Genomic DNA, 18,302 nt, shown 5'->3' with positions numbered 1-18,302 from the left:
CCTCCCGGCTTCGGTGTGATGATGGTGGCAGATCAGCCGAGCACGCTGCGCAGCTCGGCTTCCTCGATCTCGCGCTCGCGCGCGGTCGTCTCGATGCGCCACGGTGGCGGGCAGGTCTCGGCCTCGGCTCGCCTGACCTCGGCGAGATACGCGAGCGACAGCGTGCGCAGCAGCCGCGCCTCCCACGGCGCGATCGGCACGCCGGTGAGCCGCTGCCAGGCGTCGATCTGCACCCAGCTGATAGGGCCGACGCCCATGCCGGCCGCTTCCGTCAGGCCGATCTCGATCAGCCGGTCGGTGATGTGCGGCGCGGGGTTCGGCGGGAGCTTGGGCTCGATCTTCCGCCGCTTGCATTCCTCGAGCCGGCTAGTCCGCACCCTGTCGGGCTCGGCCTGGCCGCGCTTGCTGTTCGGGTCCGGCTTCGGCGTGGCATTGTACCAAGCCAGCTGCCGGACCCAGAGCGTCAGGCGTTGCTCGAGGCGCCGTTGAAGTTTCCCCAGTCGCCGAAGAAGCGCGCGACCTGGCGCGTGATGAAGCCGAGGCCCGGATCGGCATAGGCGGCGCGGAACAGGGCCTCGCCGGTCAGCGTCTCATCCTCGCCGTAGGTGAAATTCTCGAAGCGCACGGTCAGCGCGGCCAGATCGTCGGCCGTCTCGGCGCGGCGCTCTTCCGGGGTGGCGGCGGTCACCTTGCCGTCATTGTCCTGCATACGCTTCAGCGATCGCGCGGTCTGGCGACCCTCGACGACACTGGCGATGTCGCTGCCCGGGCCGTGGAGATGAATGCGTACCGGCAGCTTGCGCTCGGCGTCGGCATAGAGCGGCTCGCCGGCCGCGTTCTTGACGTGGACGCAGGCAGTCGCGGCTACGGCGAGCGAGGCGATGTTCAACAGCTTCTTGGTCATGATCATTCCTTCGCGGGAAGAATGGCGCATCGACCCGCCCCGCAAACCCGCGACGAGCGGGGCGAGCCGATGCAAAGAGAGACGGCGTCGCGGGCGCCGGAAGGGAACGGGTGGCCTTGGTGGCTCCATCGCCACGGACGCGGGGGCGGCCAGCTCCCGCCTAAGCCTGATCAGGCGGCTGCGACCTTGACGATCTTGGTGCAGATCTCGATCGCCGGCGCCGCGGTCAGCATGCTGTCGGCACCGTCGGCATTCTCGGGCATGCCGAACACGCGACCCATGAAGAACCGCTTCGAGCCGTCCTGATAGGTGACGCAGAAGCCGTAGAGCTTCTGCGTCTCGTCGTCGGAGGCGGCCTGCAGCAGCGTCTGCCCCGCGTCGTCGCTGTCGAGCGCGAGCGACGGCTGCAGCGCGCCATAATCAACCGAGCCCTTGTACTTCTGCTTCGGTCCTTTCAGCGGCTGGAACTCCACCTTGGCAAAGCTACCGCCGAACGCGCCCAGCTTCTCGATCTGACCGATCGCGGTGAAGGTGAGCGCGCCGAACCCGGCCGCGTCCTGCGTGGCGGGTGCGGCAACGGTGATGGCGAGCGTCGAGCCCGCCGCAGTCTGCGACTTCATGTCTACCTCTTCGATGATACGCCGGGCTCACCGGCAGGGATCGTCCGCCGGTCGGCGGGCGAGCGGATCAGCCGCGCTTCTGCTGCCGAGCGGGGGGCGTCTCGCCGGCATCGGCCGCGGGCGCCGCATCGACGTCGGCCTCGGGCTCGACCAGGCCGACCGCACCGAAGTTATCGGCCTCGCCCTGCGTCAGCTCGACGATCTCGCCTTTGGTGAAGCGGCGCTCGACGGTCGCATCGTTGAAGTTGCGGGCGACACGGTACTTCTGGGTCTTGGTGACGGACATGGTCATGCTCCTTGAGTATTGGGCTTGTCGAAGCTCGCCCGGAAATCCTGCGCCTGCTCGTAGCTGTCGCCCGGGCCCTCGACGTCGGGGCCGCGGCCGGCGGTCAGCACGGCGTAATTGCCGGCGCCGTCCATGCTGCCGGTGCGATCGGCGCACGCATCGACGACCAGGTCGAGAATGGTGATCTGCTCATCCCAGCTGGCGGCGCGAACCGTCACCTGGATGCGATCGTTGGTGCGCACGGTTGCGCCACGCTTCAGCCGCTGGCGCTCGACACTGCTGACCGTCTTCACCAGCAGCGCCGGCAGCTTGGTGCCGAGCGGCAGGCGGCCGCCCTTGATGCGGTCGGCCGGCACGATGTCGACGAGCGGCGGATAGTCGCGCAACAGCGCGCCGACGATGTCGGCTCCGGTCATCGATCGATCTCCGGATCTGCGGCTGCGTTGATCCCGGCCTTGGTCACGCGCTGCGCCATGTAGGCGAGCGCCGCGGCCTTGGCGGCGTCCTCGTTGGTGTCGCTCGCCGGGCGCAGGAACGGGTGTGGCTTGGCGCCGGGGTGATAGACCGAGGGGCCGACCGGCTTGCCGTTGATGAACAGCGACGCCTTCACCTGCTCGTCGCCGGCTGCGATCTGGCGGTTGATGCGGCGGGCCGTCCGACCCTCGCGCGCCTCGGCCGCCACCGTGATGAAGTGGCCGCTGGTGCCGTATTCGAGCCAGCGGCCGACGTAGGCGCCGGGGCCGATCAGCGTCACGCGCGCGGTGATGATGCTGCCGTTTCGCCGCACCTTCACCTTGACTGAGTCCGCGATCAGCACCTTGGCACCGCTGGCGGTTTCGGCGCGCCTGGTGCCGAGCAGCTGCTTGGCCGCGTCGGCGATCATCAGGCCGCCAGCCTTTGCGGCACCGGGCAGGATGCGCTCGACGAACAGCTCGGGCAGATCTTTGATCTGGCGGCCGCTGCGCTTGCTGCTGCGGCGCACGGCCATCTAGGCGGCGTTCCCGGCCGGCGAGACTTCCTCGACGACCATCTCGAGACCGGCGCGGCGCCCAAGCGTGACCGGACCCGACACGATCTGCAGCACGTGCTCGCCTTCGACGATCCGCATGTCGGGCGTGATGTCGTCGCGGTAATCCATGCGGACACGCGCGCGGCGGAGCGCGACCGGCATGCCGCTGGCCGGTTGCTCGCCGCGGCTCGGCAGCATGTCGCGCAGCTCGACCCATTCGTCGCCGACGCTTTCCCATGTGCCGGCGCCGGCGCCGCGAAAGCCCTTGCTCGCGATCGGCCGCTCGAACGTCACCAGCGTGTCGCGGTCGCCTGGCGGAACGCTGATCATCCGATCGTCACCAGCATCTTGCTGCCGATTATGGGGCGCAGCTGTTCGTCGGTGAGCTGCGGCGCCTCACGATTCACGTAGAAGTCGGACAGCGCCAGCTTGACGCAGTGCCGCACGAGCGCGGGGACCGCGTCCACGGTCGCCCAGCCGGTCGCGCCAACCAGCTCGCGGCCGAGGAAGCTCTCGATGCGCCCCTGCGCCGCGACGACCAGGTCGGACAGCTCGGCATCGGTGACCTTGGAGCCGACACGCAGGTGGATACGCGCAGCGGCGACCGTCAGCACGGTGCCGTCGATCGCCGCCACGTCGGTCATTACTGCGCGCTCGCGCCGGCCGGCTTCTTCGGCTCGTGCTTTTCCGCGATCTCGCGATCGATCAGGTCTTTCTCGACCGCCGGCTCGAACTTGGCGATGTCGCCGGGCACGTACAGCGCGCCGATGCTGTGCTGGATTTTGAACTTCACTGCCATGATGGCACTCCCGAAAAGCGGCGAGCGGGATCAACCGCTCGCACGCCGCATGTTGATGGTGGAGCGTCGCCTGCGGGCGACGCGGGTGGCTTAGTCGACGTCGCCCGGTGCCCAGGTCACGCCGGTGAGCGCCGCGAAGGCGACCGCGTAGCGCGTGCCGGTGTCGTGCTCGGCGATCAGGCGGACGACCGTCTCGTCGTTCGAGAACGCCGAGCGGATCGTGCCACCGTCGTCGTATGCCGCGGTGTCCGAGCTGGCGATCGTGACCGTCTCGGTGTCGCCGATCAGCAGCTGCGAGAAGTCGCCGAAGTAGATCTCCGACTCGTTGCCGCCCGCACCGAGGTTGTCCGGCACCGAGGTCGTCATGCCGATCGGGTAGCCGTACAGCGTGCCGTTCGCACCAATCTCGGGGAACGCGATGTTGCCGTTGCCGTCGCGCAGCGTCTCGAGGAACATCTTGCTGCGCGGGCTCATGATCCAGCCGCAGCTGATCATCGGCACGTTCGCGTTGATGACGCGCAGGCGCAGCCGCGCCAGATCGTTCGTGACCGTCGCCAGCGTCGGGTTGGCGGTCATCGCCAGCTTGTTGCCGGCCGGCATCAGCGCCAGCAGCCCCTTCGGCGTCACGTCGTCACCCGGCGAGCGGATGAACACCGCGTCTTCCTTGATCGCCACGCCCTCGAGCAGATCGTCGCGCACCATCGCCACGACGCCCATCGAGGCGCGGCGGATCAGCTGGTTGGTGATCGGCACGAGCGCGCGCAGCGACTTCGCCGACATGGTCATGCTGTCGACGCGAACGTCGGTCGTCGGCGCCGGCGTGCGCTCGCCGACGTAGCCGGCCTGCGTGCCCTGCGTCTTCTTGCGCATGGTGAGATTGCCCTCGGGCATCGGGATCGACCGAGCGCCGAGCTTGCGCACGACCACGCGCGGACGCAGCAGGTCGATGAAGTCGGAGCTGTACGCGGTGTTGATCAGGAAGCCGCCCTTGACGTTGGTCGACTGCTCCTGGTTCGCGACGATCTGCCCCGTTTCGGTGCCCCACAGCCTCTCGGCGTGATCGGCAGCGGCCCGCTGATCCATGCCGCATGCGGCAAGCGACATGGTGATGCGGGTGAACACGGTGCCCGCGGGCAGCTGCGCGATCGGCGTGGCGGGCACGGTGCCGCCGGCGCCAGGCTGTCCGCCGAGCTGGCCGCCGGTCGCGCCCGGGTTGCCGGGAACGTTGATCGGCGCGGCCGCGGTCGACTTGAACGCGAGCAGCGTCTCTTCCTTCGCAATCTTCGCCTGCAGGCCCTTCGCCTCTTCGGCGTGAGCGTCGAACACCGTCTGCTCTTCAGCGGTCAGATCGCGGCCGCCGTCGTCGGATGCGGCCTGCATCAGACCTTCCATGTTGGCGACCGTGGCCGCCAGTGCCTGCTTGAGCGCGGTAATGCGCATGGGTCATTCTCCTCGGGTGGTTAGGACGACGCGCGGATCTGCGCGAGCTTCAGGGTGTTCGCGGACGCCGAGCGGCGCGGCGCGGGGGGCGGAGCGCCGCGGGCAAGCCGACGGATCGCGCCGTCGAGGCCATCCGGCTCGACACGGTCGACCATGCCGGCCGCTTTCGCGTCCTTGCCGGTCAGGGTGCCGCCCTTGCCGAACTCGGCCCGGACGTGCGCCTCGGTGACGTTGCGGCCCTTGGCGACGGCGGCGATGAACACGCCCTCGATCGCGTCGAGCGTGGCGCGTACCGATGCCTGCCCCTCGGGGGTCGAAAGGTCCGGCCGCTTCTGCGGCGCGTTGGTGCTGGTGATGTCGATCGACCGCCGGCCGCTCGTGTCCGGCCCTTCCTGGTACGACGTCGACATGCACACGCCGATCGAGCCGACGAGGCTGGTCGGATCGACGCTGATCCCGCCGGGCGCCTGGCTCGCGAACCAATAGGCGGCTGAGCAGCATTGCCCGGTCACGTGGACGCTTAGCGGCTTGGTGATGCTGGCAACGACACGCGCGAAGTCGTGGACGCCCGACACCACTCCGCCTGGGCTGTCGACCACCATCAGAATCGACCGCACCTCGGGCGACGCCTCGAGCGCGCGCAGATCGGCCGCCACGGCATCGAGCGTGGTGGCGCCCGACGTCGCCATGCCGCCAGCGCGCGGGAACACCGGGCCGAATACCGGCAACGAACCGACGCCATCACGAAGCGCGGCGGTGCGCGTGCCGGGCGCGCGATCGCCCATGCGCGTGCTCGCCTCGAGGAAGCGCGCCTGGTGACCGTCGCGCTCGACCTCGATCAGCGCCGGATGCTCGATCACGCGGAGCGCAATTGCCTCGATCGCGTCGAGATAGCCGGGCACGATCGCCCACGGCTCCGACCGGATCGCGGCCAGGATGTTCTGGTTCATTCGTCCTCCTGGGGAGCGGGCGCAGGCGCCGGCGGCCGATGGTCGACCTGCTTGCCGGGCTGCTGACCCTCGATCGTGGATCCCGAACCGACGCGGTACTCGTCGCCGCCAGCGCGATCGTTGAGGTTCTCGCGCCGGCGCACCTCATTCGGGTTGAGGAAGCCCTTGTCGACGGCCAGCGCGTAGGCCTGGTAGCGACTCAGAAGGTCGCCCTTCAGCAGCGCCGCGGGCTCGAACTCGAAGAAGTGACCGTCGCGGGCGAATTGATGCGTGGCATGCGCAGCGACGCGCTCGAAATGCCCCATCATGCAGTACAGGATCAGCTCAAGGCTCTGCTGCTCGATGTTCGAGAAGGTCGCACGGCTCAGCTCGAACAGCACGTGCGGGGGCACACCCCACGCGCGCGCGATCTCCACGACGTAGAACTGGCGGACCTCGAGGTACTGCGCCTCCTTGTTGTTGTGCGACAGGAACTTCGCATCGAGCTCCTGGTCGAGCACGGCGACGCCGCCGGCGTTCCGCGGCCCTGCGAAGCGGCCCTGCCAATCGGCGCGGATCTTTTGCTTCTCTTCGGGGTCGACCTTCGCCTTGGTCGTCAGCACCGTCGAGGGCTGCGCGTTGTTCTGCCAGAAGCGCGCCGCGAATTGCGACGTCGCCGCGGCGGCCTCAATCGTGTCCTGCAGCAGCTTGAGCCGGTCGAGGCCGACCAGGCCGTCGCGGCTGAACCCGGGCACGAACCAGCAGTCGTTTCGCGTCAGCCGCTCGCGCTTACCGTCGGGCAGCTGGACGTCGTAGAACACCTCGAGCCCGTCGGTACGATCCCAGTGCTGGACCGGCGATCCGATCCCGGCGGGATCCAGCCTGGTTAGCTTGTCGGCCCGGTAGAGGCCGTCGCGGTGGACGAATGCGCCGAACTTGCCGCGCATCAGCAAGTCACCGAGCATGACCTCCTTCAGCAGGTACGCCGGCTGCACGTTGTTCGCCCGCCGGCGAAAGATCATCGCCTCGGGCGCGTCGTCGACCCGTTCTTTGCCGGTCGGCGTGTCGCGGAGATAGTGCAGTGGCGTCATGGCGAACAGCGCGCAGAGCACCTCGAGCGCGCGCAGCACGGCCGGGATCGACAGCGCCTCACTCTCGCCGATCGGCGCGCCGCGGCCCGAGGCGGGCAGCAGGTTGAGAACGGTCGATCCGCCGACATCGCTCATGCCGTCGGCGCCGGCGACGATCACGCCGTCGGTGCTGCCGGCTTTCGTGGACGCGCTGAGCGCCCGCGCCGCGGCGCGAGCACGGCTTTTCTTACCCATGCTCACATTCCCGTATAGGTGTAGGTGCTGACCGACGGATTGCGCGTCATCAGCTGCACCGCGTTGAAGCCGGCGAGCAGCGGGTCGATCTTGGCGGTACCCGACACCTGCTTGGTGATCAGGATCGCGCTCGCCCGCGGCTCCACCTTCGCATTGCCGACGCACCAGGACATGAGCGGCTGGCCGGCATGCAGCAGCGTGCCATCCTTCAGCTTGCGTTCGGTGCCCTTGATCGCGCCGGTGAGCCGGAAGCCCTGCGGCACCGCCACCAGCTGGTCGGACGTGAAACCACGCCCGGAAAGCTCGTCGACCATCGCTGCGACGCCCTGCGGATCAAGCCCGACCGCGCCGATCGCGGGGAACAGCCCCGCATCTTTCACCTGCTCGAGCAGATCGGCGACCTCGACCAGATCCTGCGTCGGGTCGATGCACTTGATCAGATCGCCCTGCTTGCTGAAGTCGTTCAGCCGGCTGACGATGTCCTTTCGGCGCTCGAACACGTCGAGGTGCGCCCATGCGCGGTTCCACAGCAACCAGGTGCGCGGGTCCGAACGCAGGCGGCCGAGCAGCGCCAAGCCGAACAAATCATCGAGCCCGCCACCGTCGAGCCCGGCGACCGCGACCTCGACTAGCTCGAGGAAGCCTTCGAACGATCCATCCCACAGCTCGGCCGCGGCTTTGGCCTGCGCCCAATAAGTCGCGCCGACCCAGGCGTCGTGCCGGAGGCCGATGCCGATCTCGACGTTCAGATGCTTGGCGAAGAACACCTGCTTGGTGCCATCCTCGGCGTTCTCGATCTTGGAGAACTCAGACTCGAGCCACTTCTGGCTGACCGACTTACCGAGGTTCGGGTTGGTGATGTAGAAGTTGGCCGGATCGAGGTGCTCGTCGTTGGCGAGCATCTCGTCCGGGAACTCGTACAGGACCGGTAGGAATTCCTTGTTCTCGACCAAGCCGTCGCGGACGTCGCGCGCATAGGCGAGCTTGTCCTTGAACACGCCGGCGGGCGGCTCGTCCGACTGCGTCGTCAAGTAGAGCGTGTAACCTTCCGGCCGCGACACCTGACCGCCAGTCGCCTCGCGCAGCATCGCGTCGGCGTTCGCCCGCTTGCCGAACAGCCACAGCTCGTCGACGAGCACGCGGCTGGCTTTCTTGCCCGACACGGTCGCAGCATCGGCCGCAACCACCTTTAGCGTCGCCTTTGTGACGCGGTTGGTAATCAGCCGGATGTGCTCCTGCGGATGCAGGAGATCGATCAGCTCCTCGTCGGCGCGGATCATGTCGAGCGCCGGCTTGAAGCTGTTGCCCGCGACCTCGATCGTGGGCGCCAGGATCAGCAGCTCGTCCGACGGTCGCCAACCGACGATCAGCTCGGTCAGCATGATGCCGGCCGCGATCGTCGACTTCGTGTTCTTCTTGGACACGAGCAGCATGCCCTCGCGGATCAGCTGCTCGCCGGTGTCACCGTCGTAGGCGCCGAAGATCGCGGCCGCAAAGTCGAGCAGCCACGGCGCGGCCGATTCGCCGATCGTCCAGGTATCGTCGGTCGCGGGGTTGATGCCGAGGTCGGCGATGCGCAGCGCCTTGAACACCTCCATCTTCGCGGCAGCAATGTCAGGGAACAGAGGATCGAACGGGATCAGCGACTGCCGGCCGCGAATGCGCTCCTTCCAGTCGATGCACGCCGTCGACCATTCGACCATCGGCAGCGCCTCAATTCGGGGTCTTTGCAGCACCCGGCGCCGCGATCGTGCCGAACTTGCTGCCCGCTGCGCTCGCGCGCTGCTGAATGGCCGCTTTCTTTCCCTGCGGCGCCGACGCTTCGTTGATCGTCTTCAACGCGGTCGCGAGGTTCTTCACCATCTGCGTTCGCGCCGGCAGCGAGATGGCCTTCATCATCGCGTCGCGCTGGCGATCGTCGTCGTCGTCGATCGTCGCGATTTCGATTACGCGCTCGAGCTCGCCCTGGTTGCTCGTGACCGCGTCCAATTCCTCCAGCATCCGGGCGACCAGCTGGCGGCCGGTCTCGGCGATCGTCGCGGCGTCGACCGGCTCGGCCGACCGCGGTGGTGGCGGTGCGATCGGCACCAAAGTGCGCACTATCTGGCGCTTGCGCACCGCGCGAACCCACCCGTTTTTATCCGCGCGCTTCCGAATAGCTGCTTCGGAAATCTCGTGCCGATCAGCAATTTCGCGGATGGAGTCTTCGCCCGCCAAGTATTCGCGCTCGATCCGCTCCCATTCTTCCGATGTTTTCCGGGCCGCCATCGATCAGCCCTCCGCAACGAAAGTACGCACCCCAAACCACCAGCAGAAAAAAATCTGCGCGTGAGGGCCAATGGGGTGCAGGGGGTCGGGCCGCCCCAGGGATCGACCCACCCCCCCGGTTTGGGAGGGGGTCGTCAGGCCCCGCATGCGGCCCACACAGGGCCTTGCGGCTCAATCAGGTCAGCGCATGGCTGCGCGCTCGGCCCGCTGCTTGCGGCTGTCGTGGCACGGCTTGCAGAGCGTCTGCAGGTTGCCCTCCGACCAGAAGCGCGCCTCGTCGCCGCGGTGCGGGTCGCGGTGGTCGGCGACGAGCTGCGAGGTGTCCGCGGTTGTGAAGCCGCAGCCCGGCCAGCGGCAGGTGTAGAGGTCGCGTGCGAAGATCACGAGGCGGAGCGCGCGCCACCGCTTGGTCCGGTACCAGGCGCGCCAAGGCGATAACAACTCGCGCTTCTGCCCCTTGGTGCGCTCCACCGCCGGCAGCGAGCCGAGCGTGGGCGGGAGCGCGCCAAGCATAGGCGGCATCGCCTTCAGCCGAGCCATCAGCCAAGCATGATCGCGCGCGCGATCACCATCAGCAGCAGCACGATAGCGGCCATGAAGATCCCGTACCCGACGCCCTCGATTAGCTCGCGCACGTCATGCGGCCGCGATGTCGAGGGTGATCGCCTGCCAGCCTGCCTCGGGCGTGGCACGCTGGTAGAAGCGCATGTACTGCCGCGACCCGATTACCCGGATGCTGTCGCGGATGGCGTCCATCGCCCGGACCCAGCGCTCGTCCGTGATGTTGACGCGGAGCAGCATAAACAGCTCGGCCCGGTTGATCTGGCCCTTCTCGACCGAGAAGGCGCGGGTCACGAGCGCGCGCAGCTCGGTGCCGCTGTCCTTCGACCAGCCGGTCAGGCATTCGTCGACGAGCGACTTCGCCGCCTGCAGCTCGGGCCCGAACTCGAGCAAGTCGGACACCTGCACCTGCACCTTGCGGCAGCCGTCAAAGGACGTGAGCGTGATGTTGCCGCGCTTGCCGCCTAGCGTGGCGCCATAGTCCTGCGCGAGCAGCGCCTGGAACTCGCCGACCATTCCGAATGACTTGGCCTTGAACTCGGTCAGCTGCCCGGACAGGTCTTCGGCTGCTTCGGTCAGCCCGCGTACAACCTCGTCCATGAGCAGATCGGCGGGCTTCACCGACGCGAGCGGCACCAGCGCACCCTTCGCATCGCGCAGGTACGGCGTGCCGGCGACGTCGATCGCGGCAGGGTGCGCGCGCTCGGTCATGCCGGTGCTCCGGCCGCGCTGGCAGCGACGGCGGTCATGGTGCGCAGGTTCGACAACGCACGGCGGGCGTTCTGCCCGACCTCAAGCTCGGCGAACATCTGCGCGGCCTGCGCCTTCGTGAAGGCGACGGTGTCGCCTGGTGCTGCCGCCATCGCGGCGCGAGCTTGTGCGACGTTGATCATCGGCTCACCAGAGGCAGCCGCTGCCAACGCGGGCGAGCGGCGGGTTGACTGATCGACCAGGGCCACGAGCGGCGCTCAAGAGACGCGTTGCGAGCCCCACCACCTGGTCAACGTGGCCGTCGTGTCTGGACTGGGACGGCCGCCCGTTCTCCATATCCGCCATCACAAGGTCGAGCTCGGCGCTCACGCGCCTGCATTCGTCGTGAAGGGATAGGTTCTGGGGCATAGGTAGGCTCCAAGAACGCGAAAGCCCGCACGTGGCGGGCTGCAGGCGCGGCTGTGGCGGGGTCGTTTCTGCCGCTTACGTGTCGATTTCGCACCGTGCACGTTGGTGCAGTGTAGCAAGTTGCACCCCTAATCAGTCGCCAGCGACGGCTGCGCGGCCGAAGCGGTTGAACCAGGTCGTCAGCGCCGCGCGCACCAGGTCGCGGGTACGTGGCACACTGAGCGCGTACCGCTTCGCGGCAATCGTCAGCCCCAAATCGCACGCGATGATCGCGACCATCGCGTGCGGCTGCTGGATTGAGGCAAGCCACCACTCCATCGCGAGATCGTCGAGCGTGCGTGAGAACAGCGGCCAGTCGTGGCCACCGGGCCCGCCGCCCGTTGCGGTGCGCGTTTCCCAGCTGGCGGTGCGCAGCGGCGCGTCGGCGGTGACGGCGCGGTACGCGGTGGCGATACTGTCCGCCGCGGCGAGCTGGTCGGCATCGATCGCGTGCGAGGCGTACAACCGCGCAATCGCGCCCGATCGCCGGTGTCGTTGGTCGAAGGCAGCCAGCGTTTCCGGCGTGCCCTGCTTGCCGCCATACGCCTCAAGCAGCTGGACGTGTTCCTCGACCCCCGGCAGCAGCTCACCGCCGCGCGCCCGTAGCTCTTCCTTGCGAACACGCCACTCGGCTTTTGACAGCCCCTTCGGCTTGGGACCGACTACTGGCGCTGGCCGCGGTCGGCCGAGCACGAGGTGGTTAATGCGCTGCTGCTCGCGCTGTGTGGTGATCGTCATGGCGGCCTCGGTCAGTCGGGATCGGGAAGATGCTCGAACGCCGGCATCAACGGCAGCTCCAGTGCGTCTACGCCATCTGGCGGCGTGAGCGAGCCGAGCGGCGAAGCGTGCCACCAGCCGCCGACACCAAGCGCACCCTCGATCATGCTTCTACAACGCGACACATCGCGAATGCGTATGCCTCGCTGCGAACCAGGATCGCGGTCGATAACGCCTAGTACAGTCAGCTCGTTAATTAGGTCACGCACTCGCGTGATGCCGACGCGGGGCCGCATAGCCTTGCCGATCTCGGCATAGCTTGGACTGGTGCCGGATCTAACGATCCGCTCCACGATGTAGGCTAGCGCTTCCTCGCGACGAGGCGGCGCCGGCGAGGCCCCCTGCATGCCGTGAACATAAGGGGCACGCGACTCGGGGGGAAGTGGTCAATAGCCGGCGTGCGCGGCGGATAATCCCTCCGCCACGAGGTCGAAAGAGGCGCAGAAAAGCGTCAATTTCTGGCGCAGGGATTTGAGCGGTACCCGCGCGATACCCGCAAGGGGGACAGCGTCAGCGGGAAAGCCAAAGGGCGAAAGCGATCAAGAACGCCATCGTAACCACGGCCACAATCAGGAGGCCGCCAAACACGTGCTCATCGTCGTCACTGCTCCCGGTCTCCATGCGACACGGCTATCACGGTCAGTGCTCGCATGAAGCCGCCAATTCTTACATGAGTAAGGAAGCGCGCTTGCGCCAGACGAGGCCATGCTGATGCTGGCGAGGCGCAAGTTCGCCCCCCAGCAACCTGCGCAGCCGGCCGCGCAGCGCGCGCTTTCAGCGCTACAAACACGCGACCGCGGCCGGCGCCCTTGCGCGAAGCAGTCAGTCGAGCATAACAGCGGCGTTTGGCGCCTCGTAGACCGTCGCCAACATAGCTTCGGTTCGCTCGAGCCCCACTCGAGTCAATTGAAGATCATCCACACTTGCCGGAGCGATCTCGATGATGTCACGCTCCTGCAAGAGCTTGACCCAGCGCCCAGCGGTGCTCGTCGGTATAGCGGCGTAATCGGCGATCTGCTCGATCCCGATACTCCGCCCTTCAGCTTCTGCCAGATAGATACCAATCAGCAGTGATCCGATTGGATCGGTGCTCAGATCTCTTCCTAACAGCTTGATGCGTGCGACGTGCACGTGGCGGACACGCAGCGCAGCCTCCCACAGCTTGGCGGGGGGAAGCGGACGTCCGTTGTCGTGCCAGAACAGGGTACTGACGAGGCGGTCGGGGCTCGAAAAGCGGGTAACGAGCAAGTTCGCCGCCACCGAGGTTCCGTCTGGGCGAAGGTAGCGTTTTTGCCACCGGATAGGAGCAGCGCCGTCTTCCAGCATTGTTATCATGTCAGCGCTTCGCTCGAGATCACGTGGGTCTGTGAGCTCGCGATAGGACATGCCGATTACCTCGGCCTCACGACGTTGCAGCAGATCAAGGAAGCCCTGATCGGCCTGCAGGATGACTCCTTCGAGTGAAGATACGCAGTGCCCTGCTGGCATAGTACCTCACAGCTGATTACGATCGACGATGTAGATCGCCTGGTTGAGCGTTCAACAACCATGACAAGCAGATGAGGGCCAGCAACGATCATTCACAAAGTGTTGTGCAGTGATCGTTGCGGTGAGCCTGTGCCTAGTCTGAGGTCAGTCGAACTCCGCGAGTTGAAGCCGTGATCGTTCAATCAGGTTTCGCACCTTGCTCCGGCTTTCCTCTGAGAGCGTGATGAAGTAGCGGCGGCGATCGTGCGGGTCAGGCTGCCGCTCCACAAAGCCCTCGTCTTCGAGACGCTTCAACCAGCGCAAACCAGTCGTGGCCGGCACCTCGGTCCTCAGGAGATCGGAGACAACGCGTCGATTACCTTCCTCGCCGGCGATGAATAGATCGAGCAGCACATCGAGCCCGGGATCGCAGATCAGGCCGTCTGGAAACGCCTGCGCTGCCTCAGCACGCAAGGCTCGGATCGCCCGCGCCTTTGCGCTTAACGCGGTCTGGTGGCGTACGACGGAGAAGCTAGGCCTTGTGCCTGATCGGGCAGATCGGCCGCCAAACGCCGAGGCTCTCGTAAGCTCACGAGTGTTTGACCGATTGATGGCTCTTTGATCAGCAGAGATGTTGCGTAGTACACGCAGCACACTGGATAAGTCCATTTTGGATTGATCTATCGACATCTTCCTACCCCCCCCCGGTGGAGTATCTAACCATACAGCCGTTTAGAACTCGCGTCATGCTACTTTCGTCTAACATGTAAGAACGCGTACTCGCGCCGGTGATGATAATTGGGCATATGTCTATTATGGACGGTTTGGATACAGAGTTCACAGTCACTTCAAGTGATCTGGTGCGAAACTTCGGCACATGGCAGGAGCGCGTCCAGCGATCGCCTCTCTACATCATGCATCGCGGGCGCCCTCGAGCTGTAATGCTCTCAGTGGACTCGATGACCGCGCTATGCGCCCGAGTGGAGGGCCCAGTCGCCGGGGCTAATGAACAAGTTGGTGCGATCGTCGAAGCATATGACGAGGCGGTGATCCTGGCCGATCCTACAGGCACCGTGACCGGCTTCAATCATGTAGCGAAGGCGCGCTTTCCATCTGTAAATGAGGGATCGCTAGTCGTTAGTCTTGGGGGCGACTTCCTCAAGGCTGCCGTTGTCCGAGTGGCGGAGAGTGGCACGAGCGAAGTGCTTGAAGTCACGCTGTATGACCGTCCGAGCCGAGAGTATGTGGCTCGAATATGCGCAATGCCCGAAGGTGTTGTTATTCTTCTGCGCGACGTCACGGCAGCGGAACGCTTGCGTGAAAATGACGCGAGAATGCTCGCCTTGATTGAAGCGGTCGAAGCGGGAGGGAACGCGGCTACGTTTCGGCTCGATCAGAGAGGCTCTCTTGTCGAGCCGCGGCAATCCCTAGCAAGGCTCGTGCAGGCAGCGCACGATCAGCTTGCCGGCGTTCGTCTGGTGACATTGGTGTCGACCGCTGATCGCCCGAAGGTTGCGGAGATGATCAGTCAGGTGCTTGCGACTGGTAAAAGCGCCAGTGATCAGATCACTGTGCTGGTTCAAGGGCGCAAACTACAGACAGCCAAACTGTCGCTTGGTAGCGTCAATCCGATCGGGCGAGTGACTGAGCTCCAGGGGACCCTGACGTTCAATTAGTGCGTCGAAGCGGACGCGATCTCTTCATTGACCCCAGCGGTCGATCCGACTCCTCGAAGCTCATGCAGAGCCATGTCGAGGTGAGGTGCAGCGCGCAGCTCGCCGGCTTCGTCGAGGAGAGCAAGAGCCATGCTCATCAGCCGCTCGGCTTCGTTGATTTTCGACAGCATAAACGCATCCTCACGGCAATCGTCGACGCTGCTCTAAGCGCGGCTACACGCATGTACATAGCTATTTGTGACCATCACCTACCCATATGCGCCAACCAGTGCGTCATGCGGGTATGGCCATCTTCGCTGAGCGCGACGAAAATGCGGCGCTTATCATTGGGGTCTTGGCGCCGAACCACGTATCCAAGCGCCTCCAATCTCACGACCCATCGAAGGCCGGTGGTCTGCGGTATGCCGCCAGCGGTCGTTACATCCCCAACCGCCATCGCTTGCTGCTCTTCGTATGCGATGAAGAGCTGGAGCATGATCTCCATTCCGGGGTCGAAGAAGATGCCGTCGCGAAAGCACCAACGCCCTTCCGCTCGCATGGTGCGGTGTAGCTTGGCTTGAGAAAGCGCTTTCGACTCGGTCTGCATATCGACCAGGCTGGAAGTTTGCGACATTCGAGGTTCTCAAACGGAGAGGCTGTTCTCCATTAACCACTTCGATCAAGAGGCGCATCGGGCAGCAACCTAACGCAAATTAAAGTGTAAAGAAGTACAACGAGCACCTTATCAGCGGGGTGAATGGATCAGCGGATTTGGTGCCATGCGTTTGTAAGCGCCCACCTAATCGGCGTCTCGCTACATGATACGGAGAGACTTACGTCGACTGGGTGAAAGCGGACATTCGTAGCGGCGGACAGACCCTCCGCCATGCTGCTTTAACAGTCGGAGAAAGACGTGATTTCTCGATCTTGGCCGACTGGTAGTACCCAGCTTGTACCCGCGTCCGAATGTCCGCTTAGGGGTGGAAAGTGGACATTCGCGGAGTGGCATGGTGGAGGTCCGCGAGTAGCAGAAGCGGACTGATGTCGACGAACTAGGCAGGGAAGTGAATTCCACAAAGTTTGTTGCCATCGGGGTCACGAAAATACGCCAGCTCGATGGTCCCCATGGAAGCAGTTTCGCGTGGTCCGGGGCGCGCTTCGATCGAGGTTCCGCCAGCGGCAACGGCGGTGTCGTGAAGCTGCTTCACCTGCTCGGGCGAGTCGCAGGAAAAGGCAACGGTGCTGCCGTTGGCAACGCTTGCCGGTTCGTCGTTGATCGGCTGGCTAACGATGAAGTTGGTCCCGCTGCCGTTGTTATAGATCAGGCGTGTATGGCCGCTATCGGCGATGTTTCTCGTCCCTTCCCCTGCACCCAGGGTGCCGAGCACCGTGTCATAGAAGCGCTTGGACCGTTCGATGTCGTTTGATCCGACCATGGTGTGAAACAGCATGCATACTCTCCTGAAGGCTGATCGACTTCCGATCGCCATTAGCAATTTCATCTAACCGGCCCATAACTCGCGGTCACCGTCAGGCTCTCGCCTGGTGCCCGACAACTTGATCCGTTGAACGTCTGCCTCTGAAAGCGAAATAGACCTTCGTGCTTCTAGGCTTGGGATACGAAAGCAGCTCCTGCTTGATCTCGCGGTGCTCGCCGGGCGAGCCGCAGTGCACGAACGGCCAATCTCGCTTCAGGAGAGTAGACCCGCCATGCTGACGCATCAACGAATTCGGCGGTGGCGAGTGCACGCGCGACAACCTCAATCCGCCGCATAACCGCTCCCGCCGCGTGACCTTAACTGCTCAACAAGGTCGGTCCAAAAGGCCGCTGAGTCCAGGTGCGCTTGCCGGCCCGTCTCGTCGTCAATCGTTGCGTCCGCAAGCTTGCGTTGTTGGTCAGCGTAGAACGCGTATGCCGCTGCTCTATCGCCCCTCACCGACTGCCGCCGTCGTCCGCCCATCTGTCCTCGTTCTCGCTTGGCGCAGAACGAAACGATAACGAAACGGAGCTGCGGTGCGGGAAACTGCTCGCCGCAAGCAAGTGACCATATGCCGTCGCGAGCTGCTCATGTGCTATGCGGGCCGGCGCCGATTGAGCGTGCGCAGCATTGTAGAGCGACGTCTGCTCACGCCCAAGAATATAATTAACGTCCATGACGCTTCCTCCTCTAAGGTACCGCTCAGCATTAGTGTTGGCAGGTCACGCGTGATGAGATGCAAGCAGCTCTAGTTTGAGCCTATCGACCATCCCGCAGAGTAATTCGCAGGCGAATCATCATGTGGTGCACGTCTTCAGATGATCGACCCAACATCATAGCGAGATCGATGAGCGGAGCGCCTGAGCTTGCTCGCTCGCGTAGGCTGGTGATGTCCGATTGCGTCCAGCGCGCGTGCGGAAACGCCGCACCTAACCCCGTCAGCCATTCCGCACCCATCTGGTTCTCACCACATCGCCATTGATGAGCGACTGCGAGAACACGTCTCGCATGCGGTCGGCGTCCAACATGTTCATGAAGACGACCCGTGTGCCGCCGGACAGGATTGTCTCGATGGCGCTGATCGGTGCCTTGTGGCGCTCGGCTTGCGAGCGAACGACCTGCTGATCGAGCGTCACGTTCATGGAGCGGTTCAATTGAACGCACCCCGTCGAAGGTCACAGAGCCGCATGTATGTAAGCGATAAACAAGGTGCAGAGCAAAGACGCATCGCGGCCTCCACGTCGAGCGGGAGCGCCAGGTCTCTCAGCCGCGCAACGCTCAGGAAGAGTGCGCGATTGTACCTAGATCAGGCGTGGCTCAGCCATTTACAAGGTGCGGACGAACAGGAGTCTGGCTGGGCGGAGCTGCAAAGGGGAAATCCCCGTACAGCAGCGTGACGAAGCTTGCAGCCGCCGCGTCAGCCACGTCCGTCACAAGCGCATCTGCCACAAGCGTACTCGCTCGAGTGCACCGCGGCGACTGCTCAACTAAATAGCCGATCGTCCGGCGAAACCATGCGCCGTCGATCGTAACCGTGTCAGCTTCTACTACCATGTGACATCCTTCCGCCTGCGTAGCAGCCGGAGACGCTTACGGTGCGCGCCGACGCGGTCAGAGCGCAACGGA

Annotated in this window: 26 protein-coding genes; 1 reads left to right on the top strand and 25 read right to left on the bottom strand. The window is 64.9% G+C overall.

Features of this window, described 5'->3' with window-relative positions; genetic code table 11:
- Window positions 1-32: 32 nt before the first annotated feature.
- The 21 genes from QZ847_RS04055 to QZ847_RS03955 form a co-directional block, all read right to left on the bottom strand.
- A complete protein-coding gene (locus QZ847_RS04055; protein ID WP_294353287.1) occupies window positions 33-377 on the bottom strand; it encodes a hypothetical protein in 345 nt (114 codons plus the stop codon).
- 86 nt (window positions 378-463) lie between these two features.
- The gene (locus QZ847_RS04050) at window positions 464-904 is read right to left on the bottom strand and encodes a hypothetical protein (RefSeq protein ID WP_294353284.1); all 441 of its coding nucleotides are present in this window, start codon (window positions 902-904) and stop codon (window positions 464-466) included.
- Window positions 905-1,074: 170 nt separating this feature from the next.
- Entirely contained in the window at window positions 1,075-1,524 is a 450-nt protein-coding gene (locus QZ847_RS04045; RefSeq protein ID WP_294353283.1) for a hypothetical protein, read from the bottom strand.
- 67 nt (window positions 1,525-1,591) lie between these two features.
- Window positions 1,592-1,810 (bottom strand): hypothetical protein, encoded by a 219-nt coding sequence (locus QZ847_RS04040; RefSeq protein ID WP_294353281.1) that lies wholly within the window; start codon window positions 1,808-1,810, stop codon window positions 1,592-1,594.
- A 2-nt stretch (window positions 1,811-1,812) separates the two neighbouring features.
- Window positions 1,813-2,226: a hypothetical protein gene (locus QZ847_RS04035; RefSeq protein WP_294353279.1), complete on the bottom strand. Its 414-nt coding sequence runs from the start codon at window positions 2,224-2,226 to the stop codon at window positions 1,813-1,815.
- Window positions 2,223-2,798, bottom strand: coding sequence for a hypothetical protein (locus QZ847_RS04030; protein ID WP_294353277.1), 576 nt, complete (start codon window positions 2,796-2,798; stop codon window positions 2,223-2,225). The genes QZ847_RS04035 and QZ847_RS04030 overlap by 4 nt, the downstream gene beginning before the upstream one ends.
- Window positions 2,799-3,149 (bottom strand): head-tail adaptor protein, encoded by a 351-nt coding sequence (locus QZ847_RS04025; RefSeq protein WP_294353275.1) that lies wholly within the window; start codon window positions 3,147-3,149, stop codon window positions 2,799-2,801.
- Window positions 3,146-3,463: a head-tail connector protein gene (locus QZ847_RS04020; RefSeq protein WP_294353272.1), complete on the bottom strand. Its 318-nt coding sequence runs from the start codon at window positions 3,461-3,463 to the stop codon at window positions 3,146-3,148. Before QZ847_RS04020 ends, QZ847_RS04025 begins: the two co-directional genes overlap by 4 nt.
- On the bottom strand, window positions 3,463-3,618 hold the full coding sequence (locus QZ847_RS04015) for a hypothetical protein (protein WP_294353270.1): 156 nt from the start codon (window positions 3,616-3,618) through the stop codon (window positions 3,463-3,465). Before QZ847_RS04015 ends, QZ847_RS04020 begins: the two co-directional genes overlap by 1 nt.
- Before the next feature lie 90 nt (window positions 3,619-3,708).
- Complete coding sequence (locus tag QZ847_RS04010) at window positions 3,709-5,058, bottom strand: phage major capsid protein (RefSeq protein WP_294353268.1); 1,350 nt, start codon at window positions 5,056-5,058, stop codon at window positions 3,709-3,711.
- Between the two features lie 20 nt (window positions 5,059-5,078).
- The gene (locus QZ847_RS04005) at window positions 5,079-6,008 is read right to left on the bottom strand and encodes a S49 family peptidase (RefSeq protein WP_294353266.1); all 930 of its coding nucleotides are present in this window, start codon (window positions 6,006-6,008) and stop codon (window positions 5,079-5,081) included.
- Window positions 6,005-7,312, bottom strand: coding sequence for a phage portal protein (locus QZ847_RS04000; protein WP_294353264.1), 1,308 nt, complete (start codon window positions 7,310-7,312; stop codon window positions 6,005-6,007). Before QZ847_RS04000 ends, QZ847_RS04005 begins: the two co-directional genes overlap by 4 nt.
- Before the next feature lie 2 nt (window positions 7,313-7,314).
- Window positions 7,315-9,015: a terminase TerL endonuclease subunit gene (locus QZ847_RS03995; RefSeq protein WP_294353262.1), complete on the bottom strand. Its 1,701-nt coding sequence runs from the start codon at window positions 9,013-9,015 to the stop codon at window positions 7,315-7,317.
- 10 nt (window positions 9,016-9,025) lie between these two features.
- Window positions 9,026-9,400 (bottom strand): hypothetical protein, encoded by a 375-nt coding sequence (locus QZ847_RS03990; protein WP_294353260.1) that lies wholly within the window; start codon window positions 9,398-9,400, stop codon window positions 9,026-9,028.
- A gap of 360 nt (window positions 9,401-9,760) precedes the next feature.
- Complete coding sequence (locus tag QZ847_RS03985) at window positions 9,761-10,093, bottom strand: HNH endonuclease signature motif containing protein (RefSeq protein ID WP_294353258.1); 333 nt, start codon at window positions 10,091-10,093, stop codon at window positions 9,761-9,763.
- A gap of 123 nt (window positions 10,094-10,216) precedes the next feature.
- Complete coding sequence (locus tag QZ847_RS03980) at window positions 10,217-10,852, bottom strand: DUF3164 family protein (RefSeq protein ID WP_294353256.1); 636 nt, start codon at window positions 10,850-10,852, stop codon at window positions 10,217-10,219.
- Window positions 10,849-11,100 carry a hypothetical protein gene (locus tag QZ847_RS03975; protein ID WP_294353254.1) on the bottom strand — a complete coding sequence of 84 codons (252 nt, stop codon included), beginning with the start codon at window positions 11,098-11,100 and terminating at the stop codon, window positions 10,849-10,851. Before QZ847_RS03975 ends, QZ847_RS03980 begins: the two co-directional genes overlap by 4 nt.
- Window positions 11,101-11,392: 292 nt before the next feature.
- Window positions 11,393-12,037 (bottom strand): hypothetical protein, encoded by a 645-nt coding sequence (locus QZ847_RS03970; protein WP_294353252.1) that lies wholly within the window; start codon window positions 12,035-12,037, stop codon window positions 11,393-11,395.
- An 11-nt stretch (window positions 12,038-12,048) separates the two neighbouring features.
- A complete protein-coding gene (locus QZ847_RS03965) occupies window positions 12,049-12,369 on the bottom strand; it encodes a hypothetical protein (protein ID WP_294353251.1) in 321 nt (106 codons plus the stop codon).
- Between the two features lie 529 nt (window positions 12,370-12,898).
- Window positions 12,899-13,564 carry a PAS domain-containing protein gene (locus QZ847_RS03960; RefSeq protein ID WP_294353250.1) on the bottom strand — a complete coding sequence of 222 codons (666 nt, stop codon included), beginning with the start codon at window positions 13,562-13,564 and terminating at the stop codon, window positions 12,899-12,901.
- A gap of 144 nt (window positions 13,565-13,708) precedes the next feature.
- On the bottom strand, window positions 13,709-14,017 hold the full coding sequence (locus tag QZ847_RS03955; protein ID WP_294353248.1) for a MarR family transcriptional regulator: 309 nt from the start codon (window positions 14,015-14,017) through the stop codon (window positions 13,709-13,711).
- A gap of 476 nt (window positions 14,018-14,493) precedes the next feature.
- On the opposite strand from QZ847_RS03955, the gene QZ847_RS03950 reads away from it, so the two are divergent.
- Window positions 14,494-15,219 (top strand): hypothetical protein, encoded by a 726-nt coding sequence (locus tag QZ847_RS03950; RefSeq protein WP_294353244.1) that lies wholly within the window; start codon window positions 14,494-14,496, stop codon window positions 15,217-15,219.
- Here the strand turns inward: QZ847_RS03950 and QZ847_RS03945 are convergent.
- From QZ847_RS03945 to QZ847_RS03930, 4 genes are all read right to left on the bottom strand, one after another.
- A complete protein-coding gene (locus QZ847_RS03945; protein WP_294353241.1) occupies window positions 15,216-15,389 on the bottom strand; it encodes a hypothetical protein in 174 nt (57 codons plus the stop codon). The genes QZ847_RS03950 and QZ847_RS03945 overlap by 4 nt on opposite strands.
- A gap of 74 nt (window positions 15,390-15,463) precedes the next feature.
- Window positions 15,464-15,832 (bottom strand): MarR family transcriptional regulator, encoded by a 369-nt coding sequence (locus QZ847_RS03940; protein ID WP_294353239.1) that lies wholly within the window; start codon window positions 15,830-15,832, stop codon window positions 15,464-15,466.
- Window positions 15,833-16,250: 418 nt separating this feature from the next.
- Complete coding sequence (locus QZ847_RS03935) at window positions 16,251-16,649, bottom strand: VOC family protein (protein WP_294353237.1); 399 nt, start codon at window positions 16,647-16,649, stop codon at window positions 16,251-16,253.
- 965 nt (window positions 16,650-17,614) lie between these two features.
- Window positions 17,615-17,818, bottom strand: coding sequence for a hypothetical protein (locus QZ847_RS03930; RefSeq protein ID WP_294353234.1), 204 nt, complete (start codon window positions 17,816-17,818; stop codon window positions 17,615-17,617).
- Between the last annotated feature and the right edge of the window lie 484 nt (window positions 17,819-18,302).

The sequence above is a fragment of the uncultured Sphingomonas sp. genome (genome assembly GCF_913778135.1).
Taxonomy (GTDB): Bacteria; Pseudomonadota; Alphaproteobacteria; order Sphingomonadales; family Sphingomonadaceae; genus Sphingomonas.
Note: the sequence above shows the minus strand (reverse complement) of the source record. Positions and strands in the feature narration are given on the sequence as shown.

What these genes read in the sequence shown, in the direction of transcription:
- QZ847_RS03980 (WP_294353256.1), bottom strand. Translation starts at nt 10,852, where the DNA reads ATGACCGAGCGCGCGCACCCTGCCGCGATCGACGTCGCCGGCACGCCG.
- QZ847_RS03945 (WP_294353241.1), bottom strand. Translation starts at nt 15,389, where the DNA reads ATGCTGTCGAAAATCAACGAAGCCGAGCGGCTGATGAGCATGGCTCTT.
- QZ847_RS03970 (WP_294353252.1), bottom strand. Translation starts at nt 12,037, where the DNA reads ATGACGATCACCACACAGCGCGAGCAGCAGCGCATTAACCACCTCGTG.
- QZ847_RS04020 (WP_294353272.1), bottom strand. Translation starts at nt 3,463, where the DNA reads ATGACCGACGTGGCGGCGATCGACGGCACCGTGCTGACGGTCGCCGCT.
- QZ847_RS04015 (WP_294353270.1), bottom strand. Translation starts at nt 3,618, where the DNA reads ATGGCAGTGAAGTTCAAAATCCAGCACAGCATCGGCGCGCTGTACGTG.
- QZ847_RS03935 (WP_294353237.1), bottom strand. Translation starts at nt 16,649, where the DNA reads ATGCTGTTTCACACCATGGTCGGATCAAACGACATCGAACGGTCCAAG.
- QZ847_RS04045 (WP_294353283.1), bottom strand. Translation starts at nt 1,524, where the DNA reads ATGAAGTCGCAGACTGCGGCGGGCTCGACGCTCGCCATCACCGTTGCC.
- QZ847_RS04040 (WP_294353281.1), bottom strand. Translation starts at nt 1,810, where the DNA reads ATGTCCGTCACCAAGACCCAGAAGTACCGTGTCGCCCGCAACTTCAAC.
- QZ847_RS03940 (WP_294353239.1), bottom strand. Translation starts at nt 15,832, where the DNA reads ATGTCGCAAACTTCCAGCCTGGTCGATATGCAGACCGAGTCGAAAGCG.
- QZ847_RS04010 (WP_294353268.1), bottom strand. Translation starts at nt 5,058, where the DNA reads ATGCGCATTACCGCGCTCAAGCAGGCACTGGCGGCCACGGTCGCCAAC.
- QZ847_RS04035 (WP_294353279.1), bottom strand. Translation starts at nt 2,226, where the DNA reads ATGACCGGAGCCGACATCGTCGGCGCGCTGTTGCGCGACTATCCGCCG.
- QZ847_RS03995 (WP_294353262.1), bottom strand. Translation starts at nt 9,015, where the DNA reads ATGGTCGAATGGTCGACGGCGTGCATCGACTGGAAGGAGCGCATTCGC.
- QZ847_RS04050 (WP_294353284.1), bottom strand. Translation starts at nt 904, where the DNA reads ATGACCAAGAAGCTGTTGAACATCGCCTCGCTCGCCGTAGCCGCGACT.
- QZ847_RS04030 (WP_294353277.1), bottom strand. Translation starts at nt 2,798, where the DNA reads ATGGCCGTGCGCCGCAGCAGCAAGCGCAGCGGCCGCCAGATCAAAGAT.
- QZ847_RS03960 (WP_294353250.1), bottom strand. Translation starts at nt 13,564, where the DNA reads ATGCCAGCAGGGCACTGCGTATCTTCACTCGAAGGAGTCATCCTGCAG.
- QZ847_RS04005 (WP_294353266.1), bottom strand. Translation starts at nt 6,008, where the DNA reads ATGAACCAGAACATCCTGGCCGCGATCCGGTCGGAGCCGTGGGCGATC.
- QZ847_RS04025 (WP_294353275.1), bottom strand. Translation starts at nt 3,149, where the DNA reads ATGATCAGCGTTCCGCCAGGCGACCGCGACACGCTGGTGACGTTCGAG.
- QZ847_RS03930 (WP_294353234.1), bottom strand. Translation starts at nt 17,818, where the DNA reads ATGAACGTGACGCTCGATCAGCAGGTCGTTCGCTCGCAAGCCGAGCGC.
- QZ847_RS03985 (WP_294353258.1), bottom strand. Translation starts at nt 10,093, where the DNA reads ATGCTTGGCGCGCTCCCGCCCACGCTCGGCTCGCTGCCGGCGGTGGAG.
- QZ847_RS04000 (WP_294353264.1), bottom strand. Translation starts at nt 7,312, where the DNA reads ATGGGTAAGAAAAGCCGTGCTCGCGCCGCGGCGCGGGCGCTCAGCGCG.